We start from the raw sequence: 11,352 nt of genomic DNA, 5'->3' as shown, positions 1-11,352 counted from the left end.
GATGAGTCATTACCATCAAGTGGTTGAAGTTTTAATTGATATTGAAGCTGAGCTGCGCCAAATTGGTTGTTGGGATGCGATTGCCCCGGCGCCAGAAGCGCTGCGTAGCGAGCAACCCTTTTCGGTAGATACCTTGAACTTTGCTCAGTGGCTGCAGTTTGTATTTATTCCCAAAATGCATTTTTTAGTGGCGAAGGAAGAGGGGCTGCCAAAGGCCAGCGGAATTACACCGATGGCAGAGGAGTATTTTCGCGGCCAGCAATTGCCGGTGGCTGGTCTGCTGGCCGCATTGACGCGAATGGATAGTTTGCTGGGCGGTGGCTCTTAGCTGTTGCTCTCTTCCGCCGCCATAACCATGCGCACTAAGTGGGCTAGCGAGCGCACGCTCATTTTTTCCATAACCCGGGCGCGGTGTATCTCTACCGTGCGTTGGCTGATGTCGAGATCGTAGGCAATCACTTTATTGGCTTTACCTTCAATCATCAATTCCATGACCTGGGTTTCGCGGGGCGTTAAATCGGCCAACTTGGCGCGGATTTTATGCTTTTCCTCGAGGTCGGCACGGTTTTCAACGTCGGCGGCGATGGCCTGCTGAATCTTGCCCAGCAGCTCCTCTTCGCGGTAGGGCTTTTGTACAAAATCTACCGCGCCGCGCTGCATGGCGTCGACCGCCATGGGCACGTCACCGTGGCCCGTTACAAAAATAATTGGCAGAATTGAATTGCGGGCATTGAGCTGACGCTGTAATTCCATGCCGTTCATGCCTGGCATGCGAATATCCAGCACCAGACAGCCAGCCATATCTACACTATAGTCTTCTAAGAAAGTGTCGGCGCGGGAATAGCTGGCCACTTTATGGCCTACTGATTCCAATACCATCTGGAGTGAATCTCTTACCGCGTCATCATCCTCAACGAGGTACACCGTGGCTTCTACTGTCATTATTACGTCCTTGCGGTTACCGTTTTATCGTAGGCTTAGGCTACCATGAAATCCTAAGCTATTGCTGGGCTTAATTAATTGTATTCATGTTTTCGTTAATGATACTGGCGATACGGGTCAAGACTGGATAAGCTTTCGCCTTATTATACGTCGCAAGGCAAACATGAGTTTGTCACACAACAAGGGTTGCGCATGCGAACTAAGCGCAGTTTAGTACAAATATACCTTTTAAGCCTAGTCGCATTGTCTGCGATTCCACTGGCGATATTAGGCTATATCTGGATTGCCAAGGAATACGAGCGTTACACTCAGCAGAGTGAGGCGTGGCGTGACAGTTATATAGAGTCGCGTCGCGAGCTTTTACGCCGCGAAGTAGACAAGGCCATGGAGTACTTGGAGTTTAAGCGCACCCAGCTTAATCGCCAGCTATACAACGATCTGCGTCAGCAGGTTGCTGTTGGTTTATCGTTAATCGAAACTACTCGCAAAGAGTTTGTGGGGGAGAGCCGCGCCGAGCAAATTACGCGGCTGCGGGCCACCATGAGCTCGCTGAGCTTTCTAGACAACAAAGGCTTCTTCTTTTTGTTTGATGGTGCGGGCAAGTCTTTGCTGCCGCCAATGCACCCCCGTGGTGGTCAGCGTATTTCTGATAGAGCCGCACTCGACGCCTTTGCCAGTCAGATTCGCAGTTCGATAAAAGACAAAAACTACGACTTCCTTGAGTATCGCTTTACCGATACTCAGAGCCGCTCGGCTACCGAGCGCAATTTCAGCTTTGTTTACTACTACAAGCCCCTCGATCTATACATGGGCGCGAGTGTGTATCTGCGCGATGAGGTTGGTCGTCTCAAACGCGAAGTGGTGGAGCGTATTGCTGCAGTGCCGATCGACCCTGATAACTCCATAATGTTTGTGGTCGACAGTGACGGCCGGCAGCTGGTCAACGCTTATGATCCCGCTAGCGTCGGCGCCTTGATGCCCAGTATCGTCGAAAAGAGCCGACAGGTTAGTGGTAGCAATAACAGTTTATTTACTGAGTTGAATTGGCTAGATCAAGGCGGTGAAAACAAACCGGTTATATCCTATATTCGCCGCTTTGAACCCTGGGGTTGGACCTTGGGTTCGGGTGTGTTTCTCGACGAGCTAAACGTGAAGCTGGCGCAGGAGCGCGCAGCTCTGCAAGAGCGCGTGCAAGAGCATATCCGCTTTATTGTGATTATCGCTTTTGCCCTAATGGTGTTTTCGACCCTCGCGGCGCGCTGGTTGGCTCGCCGCAGCGCCGCTGGGTTTACAATTTTCCAACAATTTTTTGCCGACGCCAGTAAGCGCTCGACCGCGATTGATGTGAACCGACTGCCTTTTGCTGAGTTTCAGAAGTTGGCCGAAGACGCTAATTTCATGGTTGAAAAGCGCACCCAAACTGAGCGCGCCTTGAAATTGAGTGAGCGTCGTTTTCAGCTGGCGCTAGATGCCGCGCAAAACCATTTGTGGGATCTCGATCTGCAGACCGGCTTGGTCACTGTGGGTGATAGTTTCTTTCGTATGCTTGGCTACGACGTGCCGACCAAACCGTATCCGGTAGGGGCGTTTAAACATATTGCAAATAATGATGATATGCAGATTATCGCCTCTGCAGTCGACAGTTGGCTGGGGCTGGCCACCGGCAATAGCGTGGAATTTAGGGTTAGAGACCGCGCGGGTAATTATCGCTGGATATACAGCCGCGGTGATGTAGTTGAAAACGATGCCAACGACAAGCCGATTCGGGCAATGGGTATCATGACCGACATCACCGATCGCAAGCGTATTGAGCAAGAGTTGGTAAACGCGAGAATCGCCGCAGAAGACGCTTTGCACGCCAAGAGTCAGTTCCTATCTAGTGTTAGTCATGAGTTGCGGACCCCGCTGAACGGGGTCTTGGGTTACGCTCAATTACTGCAGCGCGAAAAGGGTCTGCCCAGTGGCAGCCAAGAGTATTTACGTGCCATCGAGAGTTGCGGCAAGCATTTGCTAACCCTCATTAATGATGTGTTGGATCTAGCGAAGATCGAAAGCGGCAATATCGATATTGTTTGCCGAGCCAATGATTTGAATGAAATTGTGTCTAGTGTTAGCGATATTGTTGGCCATCGAGCCCAGTCTAAGGGTTTAGACTTTGTGGTTAATATCGCCAAAGATGTGCCGCGCCATGTGCAAGTCGACGAGGTAAAGCTACGCCAAGTGTTAGTTAACTTACTCGATAACGCGGTTAAATTTACCGCCAGCGGTAAAGTTGAATTGAAGCTGGATGTTAATCAAGAACTGGCCCAGTTGCTGTTTTCCGTTAAAGACAGTGGCATGGGCATACCAGAAGAAAAGCTGCGGGACGTTTTTGAGCCCTTCCGGCAGGTGAATCCCCAAGATGGCAAAGGTACCGGTTTAGGCTTGGCGATATGCAGGCGTCTTGTTGAGGCTATGGGCGGTAGTCTGAATTTGAGCAGTGAGTTTGGCCAGGGTAGCTGCTTCTACTTTGATATCCCCTTGCTCGAAGTCGAAGGCGACAGTGTGGCCGCCGACACACTGCTTGAATCAGTTGATCCCGTGCCCGAATTGATGGCGATGGTGGGCAATAATCCAGCAATTATTGTTGCCGATGATGTTGCGGTAAACCGCCATGTGTTACTTGGTATGCTTGAAGATGTCAGTACTGATATTCGCGAAGCGGCCAATGGCTTGGAAGTGATTGAGCTGTTAAAAGAGCGTACGGCACTACTAGTATTAATGGATTTGCGTATGCCAGAAATGGATGGCATGGAGGCAACGCGCATAATTAAACAAGAAATGGGCATGCACGACGTTGCCATCGTGATGGCCTCGGCCACCACCGACGAAGATATGATGGCCGAAGCCGTTGAAGTAGGCTGCGATGGATTCTTGCCTAAGCCAATTGGCATGGAAGACTTAATGAAGATCGTTGCCAAAACCTGCGGTGGCGAGGCAGTCCCAGCGGCGCAGGCTCCGGTTGATGAGGTTGTGCCTGAGGCGCCGAAAGCGGCGGTTGTGTTACCACCTGATCGCGATTTACAAGAGCTGCTGATGGCGGTGGATTTGGGTGATATCACCGGTACCCGTGAATTACTTGGTCAGCTGCGGCGGGCAAACCCCGAGTGCCGGGGTTTTGTTGAAGAGGCGGAAGAGTTTCTCAATGAATTTGATTTTGACAATTTGTCGCGGCTGTTAAAACGCGCTGCCGGCGAGGCCAGTTTTAATGGCGCGTGAGTTGAGTGGCGAGCAGATATTATTAGTCGATGACAACCCGACTAACTTACAGGTTTTATTTAAAACCCTTGAAGGCAGCGGCTATCGGCTGCTAGCTGCCCGTGATGGCAATGCGGCCTTATTTACTGCGCGCAAAGCTCGGCCAGCGCTAATCCTCTTAGATGTCATGATGCCCGGAATGGATGGTTTTGAGGTGTGCGAGCGCCTAAAAGCCGATCCCGAAACGGCGAATATTGCGATTATTTTTCTGTCGGCACTCACCGACAGCCAGTCGAAAGTTCACGGCTTGGCGATTGGTGGCGTGGACTATATTGCCAAACCGTTTCAAACCGACGAGGTGCTGGCGCGGGTTCGCACCCACGTTAAAATACAGCGCTTAGAGCGCGCCTTGGCGCGTCGCAATAGTGAGCTGGAAGATGAGAATCAGCGGATTTTAAATGCCGTTGAAGAAGGCATATTTGGTTTAGATGTGGATGGTCGGGTCAGCTCGATGAATCTTCGCGCCGCCCAGCTAACGGGGTGGCCGGCATCGGATGTTATGGGTGAGTTGTTTGGCCAACTTAAACTTTTCCCCGACGACAACTCCCTGAGTCAGGCGCTGGGCTTATTGTGTAAAGGGGGGGTGAGTTTACGCAAGGAAGACGCCGAACTCACTGCTCGCAATGGTGAGACTGTGCGGGTGGCGCTCAGCGGTTCGCCGCGCAAAGAGGGTGGCGCGGTGCTGGTGTTGCGTGACATCAGTGAGTGGTTGGCCAGCCAGCAGGCGCTGGGTTTGGCGCGGGAAGAACTCGACAGTCAGCGCCAGCACTTGGCCCATATCGAGCGTTTGAGCACTGGCGGTGAAATGGCCGCAGGTATTGCCCACGAAGTGAATCAGCCACTTACTGCAGTAACTAATTACGCCCGTGTGGCGCAGCGTCTTTTAGTGGATCTTCCCGAAGACAAGCGCGAAAAAATGAACGATGTGCTGAGTAAGATTTCGATTCAGGCCGAGCGCGCAGCGGCGGTGATTCAGCGCATGCGCAGCTACGTGAAAAAGCCTACGGGCGGTCGCGAAGTCCTTGCCCTTAACAGCGTATTAGAAGATGTATTGGCGCTGGCAGAAGTCGATTCGCGGGTAAACGCGATACCGGTGGTGTTGCACGGCGCTGAAAATCTGCCAGAAATTCACGTCGATGAGGTCCAGTTGCAGCAAGTCGCCCTGAATCTGATTCGCAATGCCATGGAGTCAACGGCGAATGCGGGCAATGAAGATCCGGTAGAGGTGAAAACCTACCTAGAAGACGGCATGGTTTGTTTTAGTGTGACAGATCGCGGTGCCGGTTTAGCACCGGAAATTGAAGCCCAATTGTTTAGTCCCTTTGTAAGCTCCAAAGAAGGCGGCATGGGGATTGGCTTGTCGGTTTGCCAATCTATTATGCAAGCCCATGGCGGCAATATACACCACGAACACAATCCGGCTGGGGGGGCGATATTTCATTGCCACTTTCCCGCTCATGTCTAAATCAACGGCGCGATAAACACTATGGAGCTGCTGCGGCGTAAGCCGTTAGAAGAGTGCAGTAAGACCCGGGTTTGGGTCGAGGGTACCGAGTTAGAGCTGACCTTAATTCGCAGTCGCCGGCGGCGGCGCAAGCTCACCTTGCAGCTGGATGCCAAGGGTGGCTTGCTGGTGCGCTCACCCTTTGCCGCAAGGCGGCGCGACATTGATAGCTTAATACAGCGCAATAGTGCGTGGATTCTTCAGCGGCGCCAAGACATGCAGCGCCAGCAGTACCGCAACCCTGATTTGTGTTTCGCAGATGGTGAGACCCATTTGTATCTAGGACAGCGCTATACCCTGAAAATTAATGAGTTGAGTGCTTCGCGTCGCGTCAGCATTGTGTTGCATGATGGCGAGCTGCTAATTAGCCCGCGTGCCAATCCGAGCACTCCAGAGGCGATAAGCCAAGCTCTACAGCAGTGGTATAAACAACAGGCCCAGGTTTTATTTGCGCGGCGGCTGGCGTTTTTTACGGGGCAATTGGCTTGGGTGAGCGAGCTGCCAGAACTGCGCTTGCGGCGAATGCGCTCGCGCTGGGGGAGCTGCTCTAGCAGTGGCAAGCTATGCCTAAATACCCATTTGATTAAGGCCAGTGAGCGCTGTATCGACTACGTTATTGTGCACGAGCTGTGTCACTTGCAAGAGTTTAATCACAGTCCGCGCTTTTATGCCTTAATGGACGCCGCCCTGCCAGATTGGCGCGCGCGCAAGGCCGAGCTTGAGGCCTGCGGCGCGGCAATCATTCGCGAGTGATGGCGCTTTAGCTCGGCGCCTGCGCTAATACCGCGGCAATCACGGCTACATCGACGATGTCTGCTGCGCTACAGCCCCGCGACAAGTCCATCCACGGCTTGGCCAAACCCTGTAATAGTGGGCCAAGCGCCTTGGCGCCGCCGATGCGTTCGGTGATCTTATAGGCGATGTTGCCGGCATCCAAACTTGGAAACACAAACACATTGGCGTGTCCGGCTACGCTGGATTCCGGGGCTTTGCGTTGGCCAATGGCTGGGACAAAAGCGGCGTCAAATTGCAATTCGCCGTCAATATCTAAGCTGGGCGCGCGGTTTTTGGCGAGGTCTAGCGCTGCTGTAACATGATCTACGCAGGGGTGGCTGGCAGAACCTTTAGTTGAGAACGACAGCATTGCCACCTTGGGTTTTTCAGCGGTGAGGCGTTGATGGCTCGCGGCGCTGGCAATGGCAATTTCGGCCAGCTCGTTGCTGTCTGGGCTGGGGATTACGCCGCAGTCGGCATAGGTCAGTACTCGGCCGTCGCTTAGTTCCATTAAGAAGAAGCTCGATACCAGCTTGGCGTCGGCGTGTAAGCCCAAACCTTGAATACCCGCTCTTAGCACGTCGGCGGTGGTGGCAGTGGAGCCGGCGACGCCCGCGTCGGCGTAGCCAATTTTAATGAGCACGGCGGCGAGCAACACTGGGCTTTTTAATGCCTCACTGGCTTTTTCTGGGGTCATGCCTTTGCTGGCGCGGGCCGCAGTAAAGGCGTTCACCGCTTGCTGGCGCCAGTGATCGGCGTCCGCTTCTTGATCAAAAATAATAACGCCGGCAGGCGCTGGGCTAGCGTCCGGCGCGCTGATGAGTATCGGCGTTACCAGCCCTTGCGCGGCAAGACTGGCGGCGGCGTCGATAACCCGCGGGTCGTAGTGTTCTGGCAAAATTACGCGTTGGGTTTGGCTTTTGGCTTGCTGGTGCAAGGCGCTGAGAATTCCGCTCATAGTAGTCACTTATAAGGCTGATCAGATGGATTTTACGCTGTGGGGGCGTTTTTTGATGGTACGGGGGGATAATACTATTTAGCTTAATGAGTGTCGCTAAGCTAAATAGTATTCAGGCCGGTAAACCGGCCTGAATAAGGAAGTGTCGATGGCTTTGCTGCTCGCTAATTAATTGTTACAAGCAGCAAAGCGCACGGCCCTTAGGCCAGCAGCTCATCGGGAATATCCATTTCCATGTGGAGCATGGCAAGGCTGTGAACCTTACCCTGAGCATCCATAATCAAGGTCTCAGTGCCGCCACCGCCAAGTGAATCTTCTAGAATGAAGTTCAATACTTGCAGGTTAGGCAGCTCGTAACGTTTCACGTCACCAAAGCAGATTTCCTTGAAGTGCTCTTTAACCACTGCAGTGGTCAGGTTCTCGCGCAGGAACTCATACAGCGCGGGGGTGCGGGCTTTAACGCCAACATTAGAACCGTCACCTTTGTCGCCAGAGCGGGCAATTGCTACATCAAATAATTGTACACGGGCCATCTTACACTTCCTCCACGAGCACGCGGGTGCTGACTTTAGTTTTGTCGATCAGCGCGGGCCAGTAACCCACGATCTCGGTTGGGCGCGGACGGCCAGCGGCAAAGCCGGTGACGCCAACAGGGCCGCTAGTGATCAGCGGGGCCAGCTCGCGAGCCAAGATGTTGAGCAGGTTTTTGTCGTGGCTCTTGGCGCCAACGCGCAGCATCACTTCGCTGGGCGGCTGATCTTGTTTAACAATGCCTTTGTAGCAAACATTGGTGCCGAACAGCTCAATAAAGCGGTCTTCTTCGGGGATTGGCTTGCCGTACATGCCAACCCGCTCAAACAGAATCTCGGCGCCAAGATTGGCTTTCTCAATCGCATCGGGACCGGTGTAGGTCAACTGGCCAACGATTTTGTAACCATCTTCGTATGACATTGACACTTTATAGGTCGGGGTCGGTGCTGAGCCTTTCACGCCACTAACGCGAACACGGTTTTCGCCGTCTTGCTCGAGTTTGATGGTGGTGAAGTCAGAGGTGCAGTCAGGCCCTAAATAGTTAACCGGATCGCCCAGCTCGTACATCAGCTGTGAGGTTACAGTGTCGATATTCACCAAACCGCCTGTGCCTTCGTGCTTGGTTACCACAAAGGTGCCGTCGGCCTTGGCTTCAACAACGGGGTAGCCGATGCGCGCGAAGTTAGGCACATTGCGCCAGTCGTTATAGTTACCGCCGGTGCACTGGGCGCCACACTCTAGGATGTGACCCATAACGGTGCCCGCAGCCAGCTTGTCAAAATCGTCCATTGACCAGCCAAATTCATAAATCAGTGGCGCCACGACCAGTGATGGATCGGTGGAGCGGCCGGTTACAACAATGTCTGCACCTTGGGCTAGGGCGTCAACAATCGGCTTGGCGCCGATATAGACGTTGGCGCTCGACATTTTGTCGAGGATGGTGTCTACCGCTTCGCCGTTGTCGAGGTTTTTGAATTTCTCGCCAGAAGCCATCAGTTCAGGCAGTTGGTCGAGAATATCGTCGCCTTCAACAATACCGATTTTAATGCCGGTCATGCCCAGCTCTTTAACAACCGCTTGAATCGCTTCAAGACAGCCTTTGGGGTTAACACCGCCAGCATTGGCAATGACTTTAATGCCCTTCTTTTGGCAGGTCGGCAGGATCTGACGCAGCATTTCGACGAAATCAGTGGCGTAGCCAGCAGAGGGGTTACGCAGTTTTTGCTTCTGCATAATGCTCATGGTGACTTCGGCAAGATAGTCTAAGGTCAGATAGTCCAGTGGTCCTTCTTCTACCAAGCGCAGCGGGCCGAGGAGGCTGTCGCCCCAGAAGCCTTGGCCGTTGGCGATTAGGACAGTTTTGTCTTGGCTCATAATGCGTTCCTGTCGTCGTATGGGTCGGTGTTGTTGAGTTGGTATTAAATGGTTCTTTCTAAATCGTGGGCTTACTGAATCCACGCGGGTTTGCGTTTTTCTAAGAAGGCGGTGAGGCCTTCGCGGCCCTCGTCAGAGCCGCGGGTCTCGGCTATGCGCTGGCTGGTGTCGGCGATCATGGCGTCAGTGATTTCGCCGTCGGCGATATCCAATACCAAGCGCTTAGCCTCGGCAACGCCACGGGGGCCGTTGCGGAGCAGGCCTTTGGCGATGCCGGCAATGCAGTTGTCGAGCTCATCGCTGGCCACAACTTCGGCAACGAGGCCTAATTCCAAGGCTTTATTGGCAGTGATTAATTCGGCGGTGGTGAAGTAGCGGCGTGAGGCGCGCTGGCCAATAGCCCGCACTACATAGGGGCCGATGGTGGCGGGAATCATGCCAACCTTAACTTCGCTGAGGCAAAATGCCGCTTCTGGCGAGGCAATGGCCATGTCGCAGCAGGCCACTAGACCAACGCCGCCGCCATAAGCGGGGCCTTGTACCCGCGCGATGGTGAGCTTGGGCAGGTAGTTAAGGGTGCGGAGCATCTCGGCCAATAATTGCGAGTCACGGAGATTTTCTTCAAAGGTGTAAGTCGCCATGCGACGCATCCAATTGAGGTCGCCACCGGCGCAAAAACTCTTGCCTGTTGAGGCGAGCACAACAAGGCGAACAGCGGGGTCGTCACCGGCTTTTTTAAAGGCGGCGGTGAGTGCTGCGACGACGGTATCGTCAAAGGCATTGTGAATGTCGGGGCGATTCATGGTGATCGTCGCTATCCCGTTGGCGCTGAGTTGGTAATGAATGGTCTGGTCGCCCATGCCGAATTCCTTGTTGAAAAAGCTCAGTTCGCGGAGCTTGATACTGAGACTCGAATTTACTGATTTCAGTGAGCATACCATAAGCCTGATATAAATTACTATTGAGTAGTGCTCAATAGTGCTTTTGGTGATGCCCTCGGCAATATTGCGTGGCTCAGTCGCCGCGATTAAGCGAATCTATGGCTATTCAAGGGGGCTTGATACTGTGTAAATTACGGCTGACGTCTAAACCATGACTTTTAGGAACGCTAAAAATAATGAATGCCTTCGATTTAACTACCTCTCTTTTCGCCAGTAGTGCGCGTGGCTGGCGGGGAACAGCGGCCTTTGGTCGAAACAACAGCCAGCCTGAGCAGCTGTTGGAACTCTACGATATTGAAGCCTGCCCATATTGTCGCTTGGTGCGCGAAGTGCTTTGCGAGCTGGATCTCGACGTGATGATTTATCCCTGCCCTAAGGGTGGCATGCGCTTTAGGCCAGCAGCGCTGGATATTAGCGGCATCAGCCAGTTTCCATTGTTGGTTGATCCCAATACCGGCGATCAAATACTAGAATCGAGCGCCATTATTACTCACTTGTATAAGCAGTACGGCGGTGGTCGCAAACAGGCGCCAAGCGGTTTGAAGCGCCAGTTGGCGGTGAGCAGTTCCACGCTGGCGACAGTGAGCCGTTCGATTGGTCGCGCTCGGGGCATGAATGCGAAAAGTTCGGTGGCACCGGTAGCGCCATTAGAGCTGTATAGCTTTGAATCCAGCCCCTATGCGCGGCCAGTGCGGGAGCTACTGTGCGAATTGGAGATCCCCTACCGGCTGCGTAATTTCGGTAAATCCCGCTGGGAGGAAATGGGGCCGCCAGTGGTGCGCGCTAAATTTTTCCCCGAGGCGCCCATCACGAGCGCAAATCGGGTTCGGCTTAATGAACTCACGGGGCGTTCCCAGGTACCGTATTTGGTAGACCCGAACACCGAGGTGGCGATGTTTGAGTCGGGAGATATATTGGCGTATTTAAAAATGATCTACGGCGATTGAGATGCTCTTGGGCGAGGGCGGCGAATGCCGCTACGCTGCAGCACCGGCAGCGCCTTGCTAAGAAAAGCGTCAATGGCGACACAA

The 11,352-nt window shown here is 53.4% G+C and carries 10 protein-coding genes; 5 read left to right on the top strand and 5 right to left on the bottom strand.

The genetic code is table 11. The annotated features are described in order from the left end of the window. Window position 1 precedes the first annotated feature (1 nt). On the top strand, window positions 2-328 hold the full coding sequence (locus tag AB4876_RS06680; protein ID WP_368380872.1) for a YqcC family protein: 327 nt from the start codon (window positions 2-4) through the stop codon (window positions 326-328). On the opposite strand, the gene AB4876_RS06675 is transcribed toward AB4876_RS06680, so the two are convergent. Continuing rightward, entirely contained in the window at window positions 325-942 is a 618-nt protein-coding gene (locus AB4876_RS06675) for a response regulator transcription factor (RefSeq protein WP_368380871.1), read from the bottom strand. The two genes, AB4876_RS06680 and AB4876_RS06675, sit on opposite strands and share 4 nt — an antisense overlap. Before the next feature lie 192 nt (window positions 943-1,134). On the opposite strand from AB4876_RS06675, the gene AB4876_RS06670 reads away from it, so the two are divergent. Genes AB4876_RS06670 through AB4876_RS06660 form a run of 3 tightly spaced genes read left to right on the top strand, consistent with a single transcriptional unit; the run spans window position 1,135 to window position 6,496 of the window. Next, the gene (locus AB4876_RS06670) at window positions 1,135-4,200 is read left to right on the top strand and encodes a cache domain-containing protein (RefSeq protein ID WP_368380870.1); all 3,066 of its coding nucleotides are present in this window, start codon (window positions 1,135-1,137) and stop codon (window positions 4,198-4,200) included. Further along, on the top strand, window positions 4,190-5,704 hold the full coding sequence (locus AB4876_RS06665; RefSeq protein ID WP_368380869.1) for an ATP-binding response regulator: 1,515 nt from the start codon (window positions 4,190-4,192) through the stop codon (window positions 5,702-5,704). The genes AB4876_RS06670 and AB4876_RS06665 overlap by 11 nt, the downstream gene beginning before the upstream one ends. A gap of 21 nt (window positions 5,705-5,725) precedes the next feature. Beyond that, the gene (locus AB4876_RS06660) at window positions 5,726-6,496 is read left to right on the top strand and encodes a M48 family metallopeptidase (protein WP_368380868.1); all 771 of its coding nucleotides are present in this window, start codon (window positions 5,726-5,728) and stop codon (window positions 6,494-6,496) included. 7 nt (window positions 6,497-6,503) lie between these two features. Here the strand turns inward: AB4876_RS06660 and pta are convergent, their stop codons facing one another. From pta to AB4876_RS06640, 4 genes are all read right to left on the bottom strand, one after another. Continuing rightward, window positions 6,504-7,475 carry a phosphate acetyltransferase gene (pta, locus tag AB4876_RS06655; RefSeq protein WP_368380867.1) on the bottom strand — a complete coding sequence of 324 codons (972 nt, stop codon included), beginning with the start codon at window positions 7,473-7,475 and terminating at the stop codon, window positions 6,504-6,506. Window positions 7,476-7,675: 200 nt separating this feature from the next. Then, window positions 7,676-8,008, bottom strand: a complete 333-nt coding sequence (locus tag AB4876_RS06650) for an AtuA-related protein (protein WP_301028372.1) — start codon at window positions 8,006-8,008, stop codon at window positions 7,676-7,678. 1 nt (window position 8,009) lies between these two features. Next, on the bottom strand, window positions 8,010-9,380 hold the full coding sequence (locus AB4876_RS06645) for an acyclic terpene utilization AtuA family protein (protein WP_301028373.1): 1,371 nt from the start codon (window positions 9,378-9,380) through the stop codon (window positions 8,010-8,012). A gap of 71 nt (window positions 9,381-9,451) precedes the next feature. Next, window positions 9,452-10,240 carry an enoyl-CoA hydratase/isomerase family protein gene (locus AB4876_RS06640; protein ID WP_368380866.1) on the bottom strand — a complete coding sequence of 263 codons (789 nt, stop codon included), beginning with the start codon at window positions 10,238-10,240 and terminating at the stop codon, window positions 9,452-9,454. 257 nt (window positions 10,241-10,497) lie between these two features. On the opposite strand from AB4876_RS06640, the gene AB4876_RS06635 reads away from it, so the two are divergent. Beyond that, on the top strand, window positions 10,498-11,268 hold the full coding sequence (locus tag AB4876_RS06635; protein WP_368380865.1) for a glutathione S-transferase N-terminal domain-containing protein: 771 nt from the start codon (window positions 10,498-10,500) through the stop codon (window positions 11,266-11,268). The last annotated feature ends 84 nt before the right edge of the window (window positions 11,269-11,352 follow it).

The organism is Zhongshania guokunii, assembly GCF_040892635.1.
GTDB lineage: Bacteria > Pseudomonadota > Gammaproteobacteria > Pseudomonadales > Spongiibacteraceae > Spongiibacter > Spongiibacter guokunii.
The sequence above is the reverse complement of the archived record's forward strand: the minus strand, read 5'-3'. Positions and strand labels throughout refer to the sequence as shown.

Coding starts and splice junctions, on each gene's coding strand:
- AB4876_RS06635 (WP_368380865.1), top strand. CDS start 10,498: ATGAATGCCTTCGATTTAACTACCTCTCTTTTCGCCAGTAGTGCGCGT.
- AB4876_RS06675 (WP_368380871.1), bottom strand. CDS start 942: ATGACAGTAGAAGCCACGGTGTACCTCGTTGAGGATGATGACGCGGTA.
- AB4876_RS06680 (WP_368380872.1), top strand. CDS start 2: ATGAGTCATTACCATCAAGTGGTTGAAGTTTTAATTGATATTGAAGCT.
- AB4876_RS06650 (WP_301028372.1), bottom strand. CDS start 8,008: ATGGCCCGTGTACAATTATTTGATGTAGCAATTGCCCGCTCTGGCGAC.
- AB4876_RS06640 (WP_368380866.1), bottom strand. CDS start 10,240: ATGGGCGACCAGACCATTCATTACCAACTCAGCGCCAACGGGATAGCG.
- AB4876_RS06645 (WP_301028373.1), bottom strand. CDS start 9,380: ATGAGCCAAGACAAAACTGTCCTAATCGCCAACGGCCAAGGCTTCTGG.
- AB4876_RS06670 (WP_368380870.1), top strand. CDS start 1,135: ATGCGAACTAAGCGCAGTTTAGTACAAATATACCTTTTAAGCCTAGTC.
- pta (WP_368380867.1), bottom strand. CDS start 7,475: ATGAGCGGAATTCTCAGCGCCTTGCACCAGCAAGCCAAAAGCCAAACC.
- AB4876_RS06665 (WP_368380869.1), top strand. CDS start 4,190: ATGGCGCGTGAGTTGAGTGGCGAGCAGATATTATTAGTCGATGACAAC.
- AB4876_RS06660 (WP_368380868.1), top strand. CDS start 5,726: ATGGAGCTGCTGCGGCGTAAGCCGTTAGAAGAGTGCAGTAAGACCCGG.